The organism is Streptomyces sp. NBC_01237, assembly GCF_035917275.1.
GTDB lineage: Bacteria > Actinomycetota > Actinomycetes > Streptomycetales > Streptomycetaceae > Streptomyces.
Map to the genome: position 1 here is coordinate 2,799,393 of NZ_CP108508.1, position 18,756 is coordinate 2,818,148.

Sequence of the window (18,756 nt, forward strand, 5' to 3'; positions counted from 1 at the left end):
CCGCACGGCTCAGGCTGTTATCGGCCGCTGCACCCTGATCGACTGCAACAGCCCGATCGCCACCCAGACGGCGAACATCGACGACCCTCCGTACGACACGAACGGCAGCGGCAGTCCCGCCACCGGCATGATGCCGAGCGTCATCCCGATGTTCTCGAACGCCTGGAAGGCGAACCAGGCGATGATGCCCGCGGCCACGATCGTGCCGTACAGCTCGGTGGTCTCGCGGGCGATCCGGCAGGCGCGCCACAGGACGACACCGAGCAGGACGAGGATCAGTCCGGCGCCGAGGAAACCCAGCTCCTCACCGGCGACGGTGAAGACGAAGTCGGTCTGCTGCTCGGGGACGAACTGGCCGGTGGTCTGGGTGCCCTCGAACAGCCCGGTGCCGGTGAGGCCGCCGGAGCCGATCGCGATGCGGGCCTGGTTGGTGTTGTAGCCGACTCCCGCCGGGTCCAGCGCCGGGTTGGCGAAGGCCGCGAAGCGGGCGATCTGGTAGTCGTCGAGCAGACCGAGCTGCCAGATGGAGACGGCTCCCGCGGTGCCCGCGCCGAGGAGTCCGAAGACCCAGCGGTTGGACGCCCCGGAGGCCAGCAGCACGCCGAGCACGATGACGGCCATGACCATCACCGAGCCGAGGTCCGGCATCAGCATCACGACGGCCATCGGGATGACCGCCAGGCCCAGGGCCTTGGCGACCGTCCGGTGGTCGGGGTGCAGCTGGTCGCCCGCGTCAACGCGGGCGGCGAGCAGCATCGCCATGCCCAGAATGATGGTGATCTTGGTGAACTCGGAGGGCTGGAGGGAGAATCCGCCGCCGATGATGATCCAGGCGTGGGCGCCGTTGACCGTGGCGCCCAGCGGGGTGAGGACGGACAGGACCAGGAGCACCGAGAGCCCGTAGAGGATCGGCACGGCCCCGCGCAGGGTGCGGTGGCCGAGCCAGATCGTGCCGATCATCAGCGCGAGGCCGATGCCGGTGTTCAGGGCGTGCCGGAAGAAGAAGTAGTACGGGTCGCCGTGGGTGAGCGTGTCGCGGTTGCGGGTGGCGGACCAGACGAGCAGTGAGCCGATGAAGGAGAGCGCGAGCGCCGAGCCGAGCAGTGGCCAGTCCAGCCGCCGCACGACGGAGTCACGGGCGGTGAGCTTGGCCCAGGAGCCCTGCTCGGGGGCGTACCGCGAGACGGAGAAGCCGCCGGCCATCAGTCCCGCCTTCCCGGTGCACCGGCGAGCGCCTGCTGTCCCTCTTGGACCGGCGGCTCGGGGGTGTACGGCTTGATGTTCGGGGATTCGATCGAGCCGTCGGGCTGGATCTTCGGGAGCGCCTTCTGCGGCTTGGGCAGGAGGGCCTTCTTCGGGTCCTGCTTGCCCGCCGCGTCGAGACCGTAGAGGGCGTTGTAGATGTTGCGCACGGCGGGCCCGGAGGCACCGGAGCCGGTGCCGCCCTGCGAGATCGTCATGACGATCGAGTAGTCCTTGGTGTACGTGGCGAACCAGGAGGTCGTCTGCTTGCCGTAGACCTCGGCGGTGCCGGTCTTGGCGTGCATCGGGATCTTGTCCTGGGGCCAGCCGCCGAACCGCCATGCGGCCGAGCCCCGGGTCGCGACACCCGCGAGGGCTTCGTCTATTTTGTCGCGCGTGTCTCCGGTGAAGGGGAGCTTGCCGTGCGACTCGGGCTTGATCTCCTGGACGGTCCGGCCGTCGCCGCTGACGATCGCCTTGCCGACGGTCGGGTTGTACAGGGTGCCGCCGTTGGAGATGGCGCCGTAGATGGTCGCCATCTGGATCGGGGTGACGAGGGTGTCGCCCTGGCCGATCGAGTAGTTGACGGAGTCACCGGCGCGCATCTTGTTGCCTTCGAGGCAGTTCTCGTACGCGATCTGCTCGACGTACGTGCCGCCCTTCTTGCCCTGCTTGCACCAGGCGTCCTTGTTCGCCTTGAAGAAGTCCTGCTTCCACTTGCGGTCGGGGACCCGGCCGGTGACCTCGTTGGGGAGGTCGATGCCGGTCTCCTTGCCGAGGCCGAACTGGTGGGCGGTCCGGTAGAACCAGTCCTTGGCGTTCTTCTTCGGCTGGGTGCCGCCGTCCTTCTGCCACTCCCTGTGCGCGAGGCCGTAGTAGACGGTGTCGCAGGAGACCTCCAGGGCGCGGCCGATGCTGATGCTGCCGTAGCCCTGGGACTCGAAGTTCTTGAAGGTCTGGCCGCCGATGGAGTACGAGCTGGGGCAGGGGTAGTTGCCGTCGAAGTCGTAGCCCGCGTTGACCGCGGCGGTGGAGGAGATCACCTTGAAGATCGAGCCGGGGGCGGCCTGTCCCTGGATGGCCCGGTTCAGCAGCGGGAAGTTGGACTTCTTGCTGGTGAGCTTGGTGTAGTCCTTGCCGGAGATGCCGCCGACCCAGGAGTTCGGGTCGTAGGTGGGCAGGGACGCCATCGACACGATGCGGCCGGTCCTGGCCTCCATGACGACGACGGCGCCGGAGTCGGCCTTGTAGTTCACACCGGTGTTGCGGTCGAGTTCCTTGCGGGCCGTCTCCATGGCCTTGTTCAGCTCGTACTCGGCGACCGCCTGGACGCGGGCGTCGATGGAGGTGACGACGCTCGCGCCGGGCTCCGCCTTGTCGTTGGCCGCCTGGCCGATGACCCGGCCGAGGTTGTCGACCTCGTAACGCGTGACGCCCGCCTTGCCGCGCAGCGCCTTGTCGTAGGTGCGCTCCAGTCCGGAGCGGCCGACCTGGTCGGAGCGGAGGTAGGGCGACTCGGTGTCCTGGGCCTTGGTGATCTCTTCGTCGGTGACCGGTGAGAGGTAGCCGAGGACCTGGGCGGTGTTGGCCTTGCCGGGTGCGGCGTAGCGGCGTACGGCGGTGGGTTCGGCGGTAATGCCGGGGAAGTCCTCGGCGCGCTCGCGGATCTGGAGGGCCTGCTGGGTGGTGGCCTCGTCGGTGACCGGGATCGGCTGGTACGGCGATCCGTTCCAGCAGGGCTGCGGGGTCTTCGCGTCGCAGAGCCGGACCTTGTCGAGGACGTCCTTGGGCTTCATGTCCAGGACCTCGGCGAGCCGGGTGAGGACGCCGTTGCCCTTGTCGTCCATCTTCATCAGCTCGGTGCGGCTGGCGGAGACGACGAGGCGGGTCTCGTTGTCGGCGAGCGGTACGCCGCGGGCGTCCAGGATGGAGCCGCGGACGGCGGGCTGGACGACCTGCTGGACGTGGTTGTTCTTGGCCTCGTCGGTGTATTCCTGGCCGTTGCGGATCTGGAGGTACCAGAGGCGGCCTCCGAGGGTGAGCAGCAGGGAGAAGACGAGGACCTGAATGACGATGAGCCGGATCTGGACCCGTTGGGTCCGGCCGGTCTCGGGGATGTTGCTCACGGGGCGCCCCCGGTGGTGGTCCGGCTGGGGGTACGGGGGATGTCCCCCGGGAAGTGCGGCCTCACAGGCGCTTGACCCCCTTGATCCTTCCCGCGCGTGCGGCGCGGTTGCGGGCCGCCTTGACGCGCAGTCCGCCGCGCTGGCTGCCGATCCGCAGCCCGGTGCCCGAGGCGAGCCATCCGGCGGCGACATCGCCGCCGGAGGAGGACTCGGCCAGCGGGTCGTTCTCGGTGCGTCTGGCGAGGGCCATGATCAGCGGCACGGTGAACGGCGCCAGCAGCAGGTCGTAGATCGCGGCGGTGAACAGCAGGCTGCCCAGGCCCACATGGCGGGCGGCCGTGTCACCGACGAGGGCGCCGACCCCGGCGTACAGCAGGGTCGAGCCGATGGCCGCGGCGACCACGACGGCCATCGGGGCGAACGCCGACTTGAGCTGTCCGTTCTCCGGCCGGGCCAGGCCCGCGAGGTAGCCGATGACGCACAGCACCAGGGCGTAGCGCCCGGCGGCGTGGTCGGCGGGCGGTGCCAGGTCGGCGAGGAGGCCCGCGCCGAAGCCGATGAGCGCTCCGCTGACGTGCCCGTACACGAAGGCGAGTCCGAGGACGGTGAGCAGCAGGAGGTCGGGGACGGCGCCGGGGAGCTGGAGCCGGGCGAGTACGGAGACCTGGACGACGAGGGCGACCACGACCAGGGTGACGGAGAGCAGAGTCCGGTTGAAGCGCATGGGAATCAGCCCTACTCCTGGTCGTTTACCGCGTTGTCGGGATTACCGGCGCCGTCGGGATCGGCCGCGTTGTCGGCGTTCCCGGTGGTATTGCCGTCGGTATTTCCCGTGGCGTTTCCGGTGTTCCCCGCCGGATTGTCCGTGCCATTGCCGGTGGGCTTCGTGCCGGGCTTCTCGTTGATGTTCCCGACGACCTTTCCACCGGGGCCGACGAGATCGCCGTTCGGCTGGACGGTGACGGTGACCGTGGGGGTGGGCTTCGGCTTGGCGGGCTTCTTCGGCAGGACCATGTCGCGGGGGTCCTCGCGCGGGGCCTGGACCACGATGCCGACGATGTCGAGCTTGGTGAAGCCGACGTACGGCTTCACATAGACGGTCCGGGTCAGATCACCGCCGGACGGGTCGACGCGGACGACCTCGCCGACCGGGACGCCGGGCACGAAGGGCTTGTCCTTGCTGGAGCCGAAGGTGACCAGACGGTCGCCCTTCTTCACCTTGGCCTTGCCGTTGAGGAACTGGACCGACAGCGGCCGGGAGCCCTGGCCGGTGGCGAAGCCGAGTTCGTCGGTCTTCTCCATCCGGGTGCCGACCGTGAAGTCGGGGTCGTTGGCGAGCAGGACGGTCGCGGTGTCCGGGCCGACGGTGGTGACCCGGCCGACCAGTCCCTGGCCGTTGAGCACCGTCATGTCCCGCTTGACGCCGTCGTTGCTTCCGGCGTCGATGGTGATCGTCCAGGAGAAGCCCTGGGCCGCTCCTATGGCGATGACCTCGGCGCCCTTGATGCCGTACTGGCCGGCGCCCGCGTTCTTCATCATGGCGTCGAGCTGGCGGACCCGGCTGCTGTTGCGGTCGTCGCTGCCGAGCCTGGCCTTCAGCGCGGCGTTCTCCCGCTCCAGGGCGGCGATCCGGTCGTGCCGGTCACCGGAGTCCCGTACGGCACCGATGGCGTTGCCCACCGGGTCGACGGCTGCCGCCACCCCGTTCTCGACCGGTCCGAAGACCGTCGCGGCGGCCTGCCGGGCGCCGTCCACCGGTGACTCCTCGCCGCCGCGGATATCCACCGTAATCAAAGCGAATGCGATGGCGATCAGCAGCACCAGGAGCAGCCGGCTCTCTCGTGTGTCCCTCACGTGCGGCGGCCGTGCCTTCCTCGTCGGAATGTTCGTGCCTGTATATCAACGATCCGACGTACGGAGTGGCAGCGTCCGCACGTCGGATCATGGAGTTTCTACCGTCGGGGCTGGGCGTCCAGCACCTGCTGGAGCGCCTCGAACTCCTCGACGCACTTGCCCGATCCGAGGGCCACCGAGTCCAGCGGGTCCTCGGCGATGTGGATCGGCATGCCCGTCTCGTGGCGCAGCCGCTCGTCGAGTCCGCGCAGGAGCGCGCCGCCGCCGGTGAGGACGATGCCGCGGTCCATGACGTCGCCGGAGAGCTCCGGCGGGCACTTGTCGAGCGTTGTCTTCACGGCGTCGACGATCGCGTTGACCGGCTCCTCGATGGCCTTGCGGACCTCGGTCGCGGAGATCACGACGGTCTTGGGCAGCCCGGAGACCAGGTCGCGGCCGCGGATCTCGGTGTGCTCGTCCTTCTCCAGCTCGAACGCGGAACCGATCGTGATCTTGATCTGTTCGGCGGTGCGCTCACCGAGGAGGAGGGAGTACTCCTTCTTGATGTGCTGGATGATCGCGTTGTCCAGCTCGTCCCCGGCCACCCGGATCGACTGGGCAGTGACGATTCCGCCGAGCGAGATCACGGCGACCTCGGTGGTGCCGCCACCGATGTCGACGACCATGTTCCCGGTGGCCTCGTGGACCGGCAGACCGGAGCCGATGGCCGCGGCCATGGGCTCCTCGATGATGTGCACCTGGCGCGCCCCGGCCTGCGTCGATGCCTCGATGACGGCGCGTCGCTCGACCCCGGTGATACCGGAGGGAACGCAGACGACGACCCGCGGGCGGGCCAGGTAGCGGCGCTTGTGGATCTTGAGGATGAAGTAGCGGAGCATCCGCTCCGTGATCTCGAAGTCGGCGATCACGCCGTCCTTCAGCGGTCGTACGGCAACGATGTTGCCCGGCGTACGGCCGATCATCTTCTTCGCCTCGGAGCCGACCGCGAGAATGCCGCCGGTGTTGGTGTTGATGGCCACGACGGACGGCTCGTTCAGAACGATGCCGCGCCCCCTGACGTACACCAGCGTGTTGGCAGTCCCGAGGTCGATAGCCATGTCACGGCCGATGAACGACATTGAGTTCCCCTTGTTCCCCATGAGGATGCGTCGGGCCTTCCCAAGAAGCGAGAGTGGCTTGTTTTGGTAGGCGAGGTTGGCGCTGCGGGCGTGGAAGCTTCCATCGTAGTGCCGTATGCACGGACACAGCGCGAGGGTCCTTCGCCATTGTGAGCGGAACGGGTTCCCGTTCTACCCATGGTGACGTTACGTCGGAGGGATGCGTTCCCGCGATCTCGAACCCTATGCCGAAGGGCGACCGAATTACTTCGGTCGCCCCAGGTCATGAGCGCTGTTTGGCCGATCCCCGGTCAGGAAAGTCCCGGAAAGAACAGCTTCAGTTCTCGCTCTGCGGACTCCTCGGAGTCCGAGGCGTGGATGAGGTTCTCCCTGGTGATCGTGCCGAAGTCGCCACGGATCGAGCCGGGCGCGGCGGCGATCGGGTCGGTGGGGCCGGCCAGGGCACGTACACCCTCGATGACCCGCTCGCCTTCGGCCACAAGGGCGACGACGGGGCCGGATGCCATGAACTCCACGAGCGGCTCGTAGAACGGGCGGCCCTTGTGCTCGCCGTAGTGCTGCTCCAGCGTCCCCTCGTCGAGCGTACGCAGCTCCAGCGCGGTGATCTGCCAGCCGGCCTTGCGCTCGATACGGCCGACGATCTCGCCGATCAGCCCACGCCTGACGGCGTCCGGCTTCAGAAGGACGAGGGTGCGCTGAGTCATGTACGGCTCCTTGCAGGCATACGGGTGCGGTGAGGCGAGATTACAGGGGTACGGGAACGGCCCGACGGCCGGGTTACGCAGCGTCATCCCCGGGCCCACGGCCGGGCTCGTGGAGTCCCGCGACCGGGCGGGCCGGGCCGGGTCTCAGGCAGGGGCCTCGGTGGTCTCCTGCGCCGCCCACCGGGCCTTCGCCTCGTCGATCTTCCGGCCGTAGTGCACCGAGGCCCACCACAGACCGCCGAAGGCCAGACCGAGGATGAACATCATCGGGACCACGAAACCGCTCAGCACCAGCGCGATCTGGAGCGCCCAGCCGAGCTGTACGCCGCCGGGGCGGGTGATCACGCCGCACAGCAGCACGGACAGCGCCATGCCGATGCCGCAGACCGTCCAGACCGTGGCCGCCGTCAGGTCGTCGGACTTCATCGCGACGAGTCCCGCGAAGCCGATCACGAAGAACTCACCGATCAGCGTGGACGCGCAGAGAGTACGCACCGGGCTCAGCCCCTTCCCAGCAGCAGCCGGGCCTCGCCGACCGTGATCACGGATCCGGTCACCAGGACCCCGGCGCCCGCGTACTCCTCGTGCTCCTCGGCGAGGGTGATCGCCGCCTCCAGCGCGTCGTCCAGCCGGGGCTCGACCTGGACCCGGTCGTTGCCGAAGACCTCGACGGCGATACCGGCCAGCTCGTCCGCGTCCATCGAGCGGGCGCTGGAATTCTGGGTGATCACGACCTCGGCGAAGATCGGCTCGAAGGCTTCGAGCAGCCCCCGCACGTCCTTGTCGCCGCTCGCCCCGACCACACCGATCAGCCGGGAGAAGCTGAACGCCTCGGAGATGCCGTCCGCCGCGGCGCGCGCACCGGCGGGGTTGTGGGCGGCGTCCAGGACGACGGTCGGGCTGGAGCGGACCACTTCGAGACGGCCCGGGGACAGCACCGAGGCGAAGGCCTTGCGGACCGCGTCGACGTCGAGCGTCCGGGCCTGCTCGGCACCGATGCCGAAGAACGCCTCGACCGCGGCGAGCGCCACCGCGGCGTTGTGCGCCTGGTGGGCCCCGTACAGCGGCAGGAAGATCTGGTCGTACTCGCCGCCGAGACCGCGCAGCGTCAGCAGCTGGCCGCCGACCGCGATCTCCCGGGAGCCGACACCGAACTCCATGCCCTCGCGGGCGACGGTGGCGTCCACCTCGACGGCCTTCTTCAGCATCACCTGCGCGGCGTCCACCGGCTGCTGCGCCAGGATGACCGTGGCGCCCTGCTTGATGACCCCGGACTTCTCCCCGGCGATCTCGGCGGGCGTGTCGCCGAGCCGGTCGGTGTGGTCCAGCGAGATCGGGGTGACGACGGCGACCGTCGCGTCGATCACGTTCGTCGCGTCCCAGGTGCCGCCCATGCCGACCTCGACCACCGCGACGTCGACCGGGGCGTCGGCGAAGGCCGCGTACGCCATGCCGGTCAGCACCTCGAAGAACGACAGGCGGTAGGGCTGCTGGGCGTCGACCATCTCGACGTACGGCTTGACGTCCTCGTACGTCTCGATGAAGCGCGCCGCCTCGATCGGGGCGCCGTCCAGGCTGATCCGCTCGGTGATCGACTGGACGTGCGGCGAGGTGTACCGGCCGGTGCGCAGCTCGAAGGCGTTCAGCAGGGCCTCGATCATGCGGGCCGTGCTGGTCTTGCCGTTGGTGCCGGTGATGTGGATGGAGGGGTACGCGCGCTGCGGCTCACCGAGCACGTCCATCAGTGCCGCGATGCGCGTCACCGAGGGTTCGAGCTTGGTCTCGCCCCAGCGGCCGGCGAGCTCCTGCTCCACGGCGTGCAGTGCCCTGTCGGTCTCGGGATCGGCCGGGCGGGTGGGGACGGTGTCGCCCAGGGGCGGTCCGGACTGGGTGCGCAGGGTGCGGCTCCCGGCCTCGATCACCGCCAGGTCGGGGTCGCGCTGGGTCGCTTCGTCGACGATCTCCTCGAAGGTGTCGTCGGACTCTGACGCGTCGTGCCGGTCTGAAGGGCGGGGCTCACTCACGGGGCCAGTCTACGGATGGGCACGGACATCGCGCGCAGCGCCCGGCGGCCGGGGCGGATCGGCCGTTCGGAGCCGGTGCGCGCGGTGCGAAGCCGCGCGCTGCCGCATGGTGGAGGAGTGCGCCCCATCCCGCTGATCCTGATCGCGGCCCCGGACGGAGTCCATCCGGGGCTGGTCGGCGTGACCTCGGGCGAGGGCTACGAGACCCTGGTCGTGCACAGCGGCGAGAGCGCTCTGCGTGCCCTGTACAAGCATCGGCCGGACCTGCTGATCCTCAGCCTGCGGCTGGGCGGGCTCAGCCCCTGGGAGGTACTGAGCCGGGTACGGGACATGAGCGATCTGCCGATCGCGGTCGTGGACGGCTCCTTCGATGTGCGCGACGCCGTACGGGCGCTGAACTCCGGGGCCGACGACTATGTGACCGCCGAGGTGCCGCAGGCACTGTACGAGCCGATGCTGCGGGCCCGGCTGCGGCGTGCGGCGGGCGGGGCGCCGGAGGTGATGCCCCTGGTCGAGGACGGCCGGCTCACGCTGGACCTCAGGGCGCACGAGGCGGTGCTGGACGGGCAGTGGCTCGATCTGACGCCGATCGAGTTCGCCCTGCTGACCGCGCTCGCCCGGCACGCCGGTCAGGTGCTGTCCGCCGATCAGCTGCTGCACATGGTGTGGGAGGTACCGCCCGGCAGCGATCCGGCACGGGTGAAGTACACCGTGCTGCGGCTGCGCCGGAAGATCGCCCGGACGACGGGTCGGCCCGCGCCGGTCGAGACCGTACGGGGCCTGGGCTACCGCTATCCGGCTCCCGAGGCTCCGCAGGCTCCGAAGGGGACGTCCACCGGGCCGTTGGGCCCGGACCGGCCCGGCCCGTCCGGGCCATAGGTCCCGGGACCAACTTCCCCATCCGTGCGCACCGGCGTCGCGCAACGTCGCCGCACCCCCCGTACACCCGCCGTGCAACCTGCGCCGCCGAGCCTGGGACTCCCCCGGCCGGGAACGGCGAAAGGAACGGCCCCCCATGTCCCCCGAACTCTCCGAGCTGCCCGCGCGCTCCGTCGCCGTCGTCCTGGGCACCCGGCCCGAACTGGTCAAGCTCGCCCCCGTCATCCACCGCCTCGGTTCCTCGGCCCGGCTCATCCACACCGGCCAGCACGGGGACGAGGCCATGTCGGGCCGGTTCGTCGCGGAACTGGGTCTGCCCGCACCGGAGCTCCTGCGCAGCGTCGGCGGCACCCCGCGCGCCGTCCAGATCGGCCGTTCGCTGGAACAGCTCGACGCGCTGTTCGGTGAGCACCCGCCCGCGGCCGTCGTCGTGCAGGGCGACACGAACGCCACGCTCGCGGGGGCGCTGGCCGCCAACGCACGGAACATTCCCCTCGTCCACGTCGAGGCCGGACTGCGCAGCAACGACCCGGCGATGCCCGAGGAACACAACCGCGTCCTCGTCGACTCGATCGCCGACGTCCTGTGCGCCGCCACCCCGGAGAACCGGGCGAACCTGCTGGCCGAGGGCATCGACCCGGCGCGCATCACCCTGACCGGCAACACCGTCGTCGAGGCGGTACGGCGCCATCTGCCCCCGGCCGAACGGCGCGGAGCCCTGCTGGCGCACCACGGACTGGAGCCGGACCACTACATCCTGGCGACCCTGCACCGGCCCGAGAACACCGACGACACCGCGACCCTGCGCACCGTCCTGGCCGAACTCGCCGCGCTGGCCACCGACGGCCTGCCGGTGCTGCTGCCCCTGCACCCGCGCACCCGCGCCCGTATCGAGGAAGCCGAGCTGGGCGGACTGCTGGACGGCATCACCGTGCTGGCCCCGCTGGGGTACGGGGAGTTCCTCGCCCTGGCCCGGCACACGGCGCTGCTGATCTCCGACTCCGGCGGCGTCCAGGAGGAGTGCACCGTCCTGGGCCGGCCGCTGATCGTGGTCCGCCGGTCGACCGAGCGCCCGGAGTCGATGGCCCACTTCGCCCACCTCGTGTCGCCGGGGCCGCAGATCGGCCGACTGGCCCGTCATCGCCTCGCCCAGGGCGCCCCCGGGCTGCGCCTGCTGGAGCGGACCCCCAGCCCGTACGGCGACGGCCTCGCCGCCCAGCGGATCGCGGCGCTCATCACCGGCCTCGTGCGGCCCGCCGCCCGCGACGCGGCACTCGCCGCCTGAGAGCCCGTCCCCTTCCGCCCGACTCTTCGGAGCCTGTCGTGCCTGCCCCACTGACCACCGCACTTCTCGTCTATCCGTTCGCCCTCCTGCTCTGCTTCCTTCTCTACTGGGCGGGATCACGCCGCTCCTACCTGCGCCGCCGCCCCACCGCGCCCGGTGACCCGGCGCTGTTCGACTGGCACTTCTTCGTCCCCTGCCGGGACGAGGAGGCCGTGGTGGGGACGACCGTGGCGCGACTGCGTGCCGGCTTCCCCGGCGCGGACGTCTGGGTGATCGACGACGACAGCGACGACGCGACCGGCGAGATCGCCGCCGCGCTCGCCGCGGACGATCCGCGGGTGCATCTCGTCCGCCGCCGCCGCCCGGACGCCAGGACCGGAAAGGGGGCCGCGCTCAACACCGCGTACGAACGGCTCGGGGAATTCCTCCCGGCGGGCACCGACCGCTCCCGGGTGATCGTCTGTGTGATCGACGCGGACGGACAGCTCGATCCGGGGGCCCTGGTCCCCGTCTCGGGTCCCGAGGCGCTGGGCGACCCGGAGACCGGCGGGGTGCAGGTGTCCGTACGGATGCGGAACGCGGGCGAGCGCCGGCCGTTCCCGGAGCGCGGCCGCGCGGCCAACGCCCTGGGGCGGGTCCTCGTACGGGTGCAGGACATGGAGTTCGCCGTGTCGAACACGGGGATGCAGCTGCTGCGCAACCGCACCGGTTCGACGGGGCTCGGCGGCAACGGCCAGTTCACCCGGCTGAGTGCCCTGGACCGGATCGCGACCGCCGAGCGCCGTCCCTGGCAGCGAGGCGCGCTGCTGGAGGACTACGAGCTGGGCCTCCACATGCTGCTCGCGGGATACCGCACCACGCATGTCGCCGACGCCCACGTCACCCAGGAGGCGCTGCCGAGCGGGCGTCGGCTGCTCGCGCAGCGGACCCGCTGGGCGCAGGGCAATCTCCAGTGCGTGCGCTACGCGTCGCGGATCGTCTCCTCCCGGCACATCCGGGGGCGCGGGGTGATGGAGACGCTCTACACCTTCGTCCAGCCGCTGGCGCATCTGCTGACACTGGCCCTCACGGTGGTGATCCTCGCGTCGCCGGCCGTCGGGGCGGTGCGGGGCGACGGCGTGCACGAGCTGGAGGGTCTGCTGGTCCACTGGCCCGTGATGGTCGTCCTGGCCGTGGTGTCGGTGACGCCGTTCATCCTGTGGGGGCCGGTCTACCGCCGCGATCACGTGCCCGACGCGTCGTTCCTGAAGTCCCTGGTGTGGGGCGTGGCGCTGTGGCTGTACGCGTACCACCTGTTCATCGTCTCGGCCCGGGGCTTCGTCCGGATGCTCCGGGGGCGCAACGGCTGGGCGAAGACCCGCCGCAACGCGGAGCCGCTGATGGTCGGACCGGCCGCGCGGGAGACATAGAAGGTGCGCCGGGTACGGCGAAGCCCCCGCGCTCCCGGTCGGTCGGGCGTGCGGGGGCTTCGCTCTCAGGTCATCATCCCTGCGGCAGGCTCGCCAGCTGGGCGGTGATCCGCTCGATGTCGGCCTCGGCCTTGGCCAGGCGCCCGCGGATCTTGTCGACCACGTTGTCCGGGGCCTTGGCCAGGAACGCCTCGTTGCCGAGCTTCCCGTTGGCCTGGGCCTTCTCCTTCCCGGCCGCCTCCAGGTCCTTCGTGAGGCGCTTGCGCTCGGCCGGGATGTCGATCGTGCCGGAGAGGTCGAGGGCGACCGTGGCCCCCGCGACGGGCAGGGTCGCGGTGGCGTGGAAGCCGTCCTCGGCGGGCTGGAGCCGCAGCAGCTGGCGGATGGCCGCCTCGTGCGGGGCGAGCGCCGTACCGGTCAGGGTGAGCCGGGCCGGGACCTTCTGGCCGGGCTGGAGGCCCTGGTCGGAGCGGAAGCGGCGGACCTCGGTGACGACCTGCTGGACGAGCTCGATCTCCTTCTCGGCCGCGTCGTCCCGGAAGCCGGAGTCGGCGGGCCAGTCGGCGATGACGACGGATTCCCGGGTGGTGAGCGCGGTCCAGAGCGTCTCGGTGACGAACGGGACGATGGGGTGCAGCAGTCGCAGCATCACATCGAGGACCTCACCGAGGACCCGGCCGGAGACCTCGGCCTGCCTGCCGCCAGCGAAGAACGTGGTCTTGGAGAGCTCGACGTACCAGTCGAAGACCTCGTCCCACGCGAAGTGCCGCAGCGTCTCGCTGAGTTTGGCGAACTGGTAGTCGTCGTAGAACGCGTCGACTTCGGCGACGGTCTTGTTGAGCCGGGACAGGATCCAGCGGTCGGTCACCGACATCTCGTCGGCGGACGGGAGATCGCCCTCGATCGTGGCGCCGTTCATCAGGGCGAAGCGGGTGGCGTTCCAGATCTTGTTGGCGAACTTCGCCGAGCCCTGGACCCACTCCTCACCGATCGGGACGTCGGTGCCCGGGTTGGCGCCGCGCGCCAGCGTGAAGCGCAGGGCGTCGGAGCCGTACTTGTCCATCCAGTCCAGCGGGTTGACCACATTGCCGAAGGACTTCGACATCTTCTTGCCGTGCTCGTCGCGGACCATGCCGTGCAGGACGATGGTCCCGAACGGCGGGACGCCGTCGTTGACGTACAGGCCGAACATCATCATCCGGGCGACCCAGAAGAAGAGGATGTCGTAGCCGGTGACCAGGACGGAGTTCGGATAGAACTTCGCGAGGCTGTCGGTCCGCTCCGGCCAGCCGAGCGTGGAGAACGGCCACAGGCCGGATGAGAACCAGGTGTCCAGGACATCGCTGTCCTGGGTCCAGCCCTCGCCCGTGGGCGCCTCGTCGTCCGGTCCGACGCAGACGACCTCGCCGTTCGGGCCGTACCAGACGGGGATGCGGTGGCCCCACCAGAGCTGGCGCGAGATCGTCCAGTCGTGGAGGTTGTCGACCCAGTCGAAGTACCGCTTCTCCATCTCCTGCGGGTGGATCTTGACGCTGCCGTCGCGGACGGCGTCACCGGCCGCCTTGGCGAGCGGGGCGACCTTGACCCACCACTGGAGGGAGAGGCGCGGCTCGATGGTGGTCTTGCAGCGCGAGCAGTGACCGACCGAGTGGACGTACGGCCGCTTCTCGGCGACGATCCGGCCCTCGGCGCGCAGCGCGGCGACGATGGCGGAGCGGGCTTCCATCCGGTCGAGGCCCTGGAAGGGGCCGGGGACCGTGATGACGGCGCGCTCGTCCATGACCGTGAGGAACGGCAGGTCGTGGCGCTTGCCGATCTCGAAGTCGTTCGGGTCGTGCGCGGGGGTCACCTTGACGGCACCGGTACCGAACTCGGGGTCGACGTGGTGGTCGGCGACGACCGGGATCGTACGGTCGGTGAGCGGCAGCTTGATCTGCTTGCCGACCAGGTGCCGGTAGCGCTCGTCGTCGGGGTGGACGGCGACGGCCGTGTCACCGAGCATCGTCTCGGCGCGGGTGGTGGCGACGACGATGGTGTCCTCGCCCTCGCCGTACTTCATGGAGACGAGCTCGCCGTCGTCGTCCTGGTACTCGACCTCGATGTCGGAGATCGCGGTCAGACAGCGGGGGCACCAGTTGATGATGCGCTCGGCGCGGTAGATCAGGCCGTCGTCGTACATCCGCTTGAAGACGGTCTGGACGGCCTTGGACAGGCCCTCGTCCATGGTGAAGCGCTCACGGGACCAGGCGACACCCTCGCCGAGGCGGCGCATCTGTCCCGCGATCTGGCCGCCGGACTCGTTCTTCCACTTCCAGACGCGCTCGACGAAGGCTTCGCGGCCCAGGTCGTGGCGGGACTTGCCCTCCTTGCCGAGCTCGCGCTCGACGACGTTCTGGGTGGCGATCCCGGCGTGGTCCATGCCGGGCTGGTACAGCGCCTCGAAGCCCTGCATGCGCTTGCGGCGGACGAGGGCGTCGATCAGGGTGTGCTCGAAGGCGTGCCCCAGGTGGAGGCTTCCGGTGACGTTCGGCGGCGGGATGACGATGCTGTAGGGCGGCTTGTCGCTGTGTTCGTCCGCTTCGAAGTACCCGCGTTCTACCCAGCGCTCATACAGCTTCCCCTCTACATCGGCCGGCGCGTACTGGGTCGGCAGTTCGGGGTTGCTGGCTGGCTGCTGCTGAGTGTTCTCGGTCACGGGAGACAGTTTAGGGCCGTCACAGTCCCGTACTGAAACGGGATTGTTCAGTAACGGTGTGATCCGCGATGCCCCATGTCAGCGCCGCTTCCGCCAGGATGTTCGGAACGCATAAGCATTTCTGGAGGGGACAGCGCAATGAGCTACAACCAGCCGGGCCCATACGGTGGGCAGCCGCCGCAGGGCCAGCCCGGACCGTACGGACAGCAGCCGGGCCCGTACGGCGGCCAGCCGCCCCAGGGTCCGCCGCAGGGCCAGCCCGGCTACGGGTACCCGCAGCAGGCCCCCCAGGGCGTTCCCCCGCAGCAGCCCCCGCAGGGCTACGGCTACCCGCAGGCCCAGCAGCCGGGCCCGTACGGCCAGCAGCCGCCCACGCCCCCCTACGGTGGCCAGCAGGCATACGGCGGCCAGCCCCCGTTCCCCCCGGCGGCACCGAAGAAGAAGACCGGTCTGATCATCGGTGTGGCCGTCGTCGCACTGGCGGTCATCGCGGGCGGGGTGTACTTCCTCACCTCGGACGGCAGCTCCAGCAACAGTGACGTGGCCGACTCGACCAAGGGCTACAAGCTGACGCCCCCGGACTCGGTGGACGACTACAAGAAGAACAGCCAGCAGTCGGCACCGTCCGGCCCCGTCACGGGCACGGAGAAGACCGAGGCCGAGGCCATGGGGATCAAGAACCCCCAGAAGGCGGTCACCAGCTACGCCAGCGGGAGCAAGGACAACCCGCTGGCGCAGAAGGTGCTCTCCTTCCAGGGCAGGTGGGGCGAGGTCAGCGATCCCGCGAAGGTCGTCGACGGCTCCTTCAAGAACGCCGAGAAGGAGATGAAGCAGGGGGACAACGGCTCGACGTTCTCCCTGGTCGGCAGTCCCGAGAACGTCACACCGGCGGGCTTCAAGGGCGCGCTGATGAAGTGCCAGAGCATGAAGATGATCAATGCCAAGGGTGACGGCACGCCCGCCAACGGCCCGAAGGAAATGGTCATGCCGGTCTGCATCTGGGCCGACTACAGCACCATCGGAATCGTGGTGGGCCTGGACATCGGCGCGTCCGTGACCGGCAAGGCCATGCCGCAGGAGGACGTCGCCGCCCTCACCGCCAAGCTCTACAACACCTCGCGCACCAAGATCTGATCCCGCGTCACCACGCGGCACCGCACAACAACGAAGGGGCGCCCGCCGGTTGACCGGCCGGGCGCCCCTTCGGCGTACCTCCTGGGCGACTTCCGCTACGCGGACTTCTCGTGGCGGCCGCCGCCGTCGTTCTTGCCGATGGTGCGCGGCTCGCGCGGGACCAGCGTGGGGTTGACGTTGTTGCGGACGACGTCCGGGGTGATGACCACGCGGGCGACGTCCTTGCGGGACGGCACCTCGTACATCACGGACTGGAGGACTTCCTCCATGATGGCGCGCAGACCGCGTGCGCCCGTCTGGCGCAGGATCGCCTGGTCGGCGATGGCCTCCAGGGCCTCGCGCTCGAAGTCCAGCTCCACACCGTCGAGTTCGAACAGCCTTTGGTACTGCTTCACCAGGGCGTTGCGCGGCTCGACCAGGATCTGGAGCAGCGCTTCGCGGTCCAGGTTGTGCACCGAGGTCAGCACGGGAAGGCGGCCGATGAACTCGGGGATCATCCCGAACTTCACCAGGTCCTCCGGCATGACCTCCTGGAACTGGTCGCTCGCCTGGATCTCCAGCTTGGAACGGATCGTCGCGCCGAAGCCGATGCCCTTGGCGCCGGCCCGCGACTCGATGATCTTCTCCAGACCGGAGAAGGCACCGCCCACGATGAACAGCACGTTCGTCGTGTCGATCTGGATGAACTCCTGGTGCGGGTGCTTGCGTCCGCCCTGCGGCGGTACGGAGGCGGTGGTGCCCTCCAGGATCTTCAGCAGGGCCTGCTGGACACCCTCGCCGGAGACATCACGCGTGATCGACGGGTTCTCGCTCTTGCGGGCGACCTTGTCGATCTCGTCGATGTAGATGATCCCGGTCTCGGCCTTCTTGACGTCGTAGTCCGCCGCCTGGATCAGCTTGAGCAGGATGTTCTCGACGTCCTCACCGACATAGCCGGCCTCCGTCAGCGCCGTCGCGTCGGCGATGGCGAACGGGACGTTGAGCATGCGGGCCAGTGTCTGCGCGAGGAGCGTCTTGCCGGAACCGGTGGGGCCCAGCAGCAGGATGTTCGACTTGGCGAGCTCGATCGCGTCCTCGCGATTGGCGCCGCCGCCGTTCTCCCCGGCCTGGACCCGCTTGTAGTGGTTGTACACCGCGACCGAGAGGGCCTTCTTCGCCGGCTCCTGCCCGACGACGTACCCCTCGAGGAACTCGTAGATCTCGCGAGGCTTGGGAAGCTCTTCCCAACGGACCTCGGAGGTCTCCGCGAGCTCCTCCTCGATGATCTCGTTGCAGAGATCGATGCACTCGTCGCAGATGTACACACCGGGTCCCGCGATGAGCTTCTTCACCTGCTTCTGGCTCTTTCCGCAGAACGAGCACTTGAGCAGGTCGCCGCCATCACCGATGCGTGCCACGAGGTGCTTCCCCTTCGCCTGGGAGACGCCTGGTTCAGCGACTCCTGGTGCCTCTATCCGACGGTACCTTGCCTAGCCCCCCGTTCGGGCCCCCCTTGGCACGGTTCACACGGTCCGGACCGTGTGACCGTCATGTGCCAAGGGGAAAAACCGACGTCAGACGGCCGCGCCGGCCGTGGTCTTACGGGTGGAGACGATCTGGTCAACCAGACCGTACGCGAGGGCGTCATCGGCGGTGAGAATCTTGTCGCGCTCGATGTCCTCGCTGATCTTCTCCAGCGGGGTGGTGGAGTGCTTGGCCAGCATCTCCTCCAGCTGCGAACGCATCCGCAGGATCTCGTTGGCCGCGATCTCCAGGTCGGAGAGCTGCTCGCGGCCGGTCTGCGAGGACGGCTGGTGGATGAGCACCCGGGCGTGCGGGAGCGCCATGCGCTTGCCCGGCGTGCCCGCGGCCAGCAGGACGGCGGCGGCGGAGGCCGCCTGGCCCATGCAGACCGTCTGGATGTCCGGCTTCACGAACTGCATCGTGTCGTAGATCGCGGTGAGCGCGGTGAACGAGCCGCCGGGGCTGTTGATGTAGATCGAGATGTCGCGGTCCGGGTCCATCGACTCCAGGCACAGCAGCTGCGCCATGACGTCGTTGGCCGAGGCGTCGTCGATCTGGACGCCGAGGAAGATCACGCGCTCCTCGAAGAGCTTCGCGTACGGGTCGTACTCACGCACACCCTGCGAGGTGCGCTCCACGAAGCGCGGGACGACGTAGCGGTTGTCCACCTGCGGGCCGGTGTAGAGGCCGCTCGCGGAGGCGCCGGGGAAGTTGTTCATGTGGGTGTTCACCATCCTGGTGGCGTTCTGTGGGCTGGGGATCTCGGCGTACGAGAGGTGCGCG

At 69.4% G+C, this 18,756-nt stretch carries 15 protein-coding genes; 4 read left to right on the forward strand and 11 right to left on the reverse strand.

The window, feature by feature from the left end; all coding sequences use genetic code 11:
* Nucleotides 1–9 precede the first annotated feature (9 nt).
* From rodA to folC, 8 genes are all read right to left on the reverse strand, one after another.
* Entirely contained in the window at nucleotides 10–1,203 is a 1,194-nt protein-coding gene (gene rodA, locus OG251_RS12400) for a rod shape-determining protein RodA (protein ID WP_326677211.1), read from the reverse strand.
* On the reverse strand, nucleotides 1,203–3,368 hold the full coding sequence (gene mrdA, locus OG251_RS12405; protein ID WP_326677212.1) for a penicillin-binding protein 2: 2,166 nt from the start codon (nucleotides 3,366–3,368) through the stop codon (nucleotides 1,203–1,205). Before mrdA ends, rodA begins: the two co-directional genes overlap by 1 nt.
* Before the next feature lie 61 nt (nucleotides 3,369–3,429).
* A complete protein-coding gene (gene mreD, locus OG251_RS12410) occupies nucleotides 3,430–4,092 on the reverse strand; it encodes a rod shape-determining protein MreD (protein WP_266806977.1) in 663 nt (220 codons plus the stop codon).
* An 11-nt stretch (nucleotides 4,093–4,103) separates the two neighbouring features.
* Nucleotides 4,104–5,222 (reverse strand): rod shape-determining protein MreC, encoded by a 1,119-nt coding sequence (gene mreC, locus OG251_RS12415; RefSeq protein WP_326677214.1) that lies wholly within the window; start codon nucleotides 5,220–5,222, stop codon nucleotides 4,104–4,106.
* 98 nt (nucleotides 5,223–5,320) lie between these two features.
* Complete coding sequence (locus OG251_RS12420; protein WP_073723157.1) at nucleotides 5,321–6,340, reverse strand: rod shape-determining protein; 1,020 nt, start codon at nucleotides 6,338–6,340, stop codon at nucleotides 5,321–5,323.
* Between the two features lie 290 nt (nucleotides 6,341–6,630).
* Entirely contained in the window at nucleotides 6,631–7,044 is a 414-nt protein-coding gene (ndk, locus tag OG251_RS12425; RefSeq protein ID WP_073723159.1) for a nucleoside-diphosphate kinase, read from the reverse strand.
* A gap of 144 nt (nucleotides 7,045–7,188) precedes the next feature.
* Nucleotides 7,189–7,539 (reverse strand): DUF4233 domain-containing protein, encoded by a 351-nt coding sequence (locus OG251_RS12430; protein WP_326677216.1) that lies wholly within the window; start codon nucleotides 7,537–7,539, stop codon nucleotides 7,189–7,191.
* A 5-nt stretch (nucleotides 7,540–7,544) separates the two neighbouring features.
* Nucleotides 7,545–9,068 (reverse strand): bifunctional tetrahydrofolate synthase/dihydrofolate synthase, encoded by a 1,524-nt coding sequence (folC, locus tag OG251_RS12435; RefSeq protein WP_326677217.1) that lies wholly within the window; start codon nucleotides 9,066–9,068, stop codon nucleotides 7,545–7,547.
* 117 nt (nucleotides 9,069–9,185) lie between these two features.
* Between folC and OG251_RS12440 the strand changes: the two genes are divergently transcribed.
* The 3 genes from OG251_RS12440 (at nucleotide 9,186) to OG251_RS12450 (ending at nucleotide 12,641) form a co-directional block, all read left to right on the forward strand.
* Nucleotides 9,186–9,947: a response regulator transcription factor gene (locus OG251_RS12440; protein WP_326677218.1), complete on the forward strand. Its 762-nt coding sequence runs from the start codon at nucleotides 9,186–9,188 to the stop codon at nucleotides 9,945–9,947.
* A gap of 136 nt (nucleotides 9,948–10,083) precedes the next feature.
* Nucleotides 10,084–11,232 (forward strand): non-hydrolyzing UDP-N-acetylglucosamine 2-epimerase, encoded by a 1,149-nt coding sequence (wecB, locus tag OG251_RS12445; RefSeq protein ID WP_326677219.1) that lies wholly within the window; start codon nucleotides 10,084–10,086, stop codon nucleotides 11,230–11,232.
* A 38-nt stretch (nucleotides 11,233–11,270) separates the two neighbouring features.
* Nucleotides 11,271–12,641, forward strand: a complete 1,371-nt coding sequence (locus tag OG251_RS12450) for a glycosyltransferase (protein ID WP_326677220.1) — start codon at nucleotides 11,271–11,273, stop codon at nucleotides 12,639–12,641.
* Between the two features lie 73 nt (nucleotides 12,642–12,714).
* Here the strand turns inward: OG251_RS12450 and OG251_RS12455 are convergent, their stop codons facing one another.
* Nucleotides 12,715–15,336 (reverse strand): valine--tRNA ligase, encoded by a 2,622-nt coding sequence (locus OG251_RS12455; protein WP_326677221.1) that lies wholly within the window; start codon nucleotides 15,334–15,336, stop codon nucleotides 12,715–12,717.
* A 138-nt stretch (nucleotides 15,337–15,474) separates the two neighbouring features.
* On the opposite strand from OG251_RS12455, the gene OG251_RS12460 reads away from it, so the two are divergent.
* Nucleotides 15,475–16,470, forward strand: a complete 996-nt coding sequence (locus OG251_RS12460) for a hypothetical protein (RefSeq protein ID WP_326677222.1) — start codon at nucleotides 15,475–15,477, stop codon at nucleotides 16,468–16,470.
* A 95-nt stretch (nucleotides 16,471–16,565) separates the two neighbouring features.
* Here OG251_RS12460 and clpX read toward each other — a convergent pair whose 3' ends face one another.
* On the reverse strand, nucleotides 16,566–17,867 hold the full coding sequence (gene clpX, locus OG251_RS12465) for an ATP-dependent Clp protease ATP-binding subunit ClpX (protein WP_073723175.1): 1,302 nt from the start codon (nucleotides 17,865–17,867) through the stop codon (nucleotides 16,566–16,568).
* A gap of 156 nt (nucleotides 17,868–18,023) precedes the next feature.
* A complete protein-coding gene (locus OG251_RS12470; protein WP_073723177.1) occupies nucleotides 18,024–18,707 on the reverse strand; it encodes an ATP-dependent Clp protease proteolytic subunit in 684 nt (227 codons plus the stop codon).
* Nucleotides 18,708–18,756: the final 49 nt, after the last annotated feature.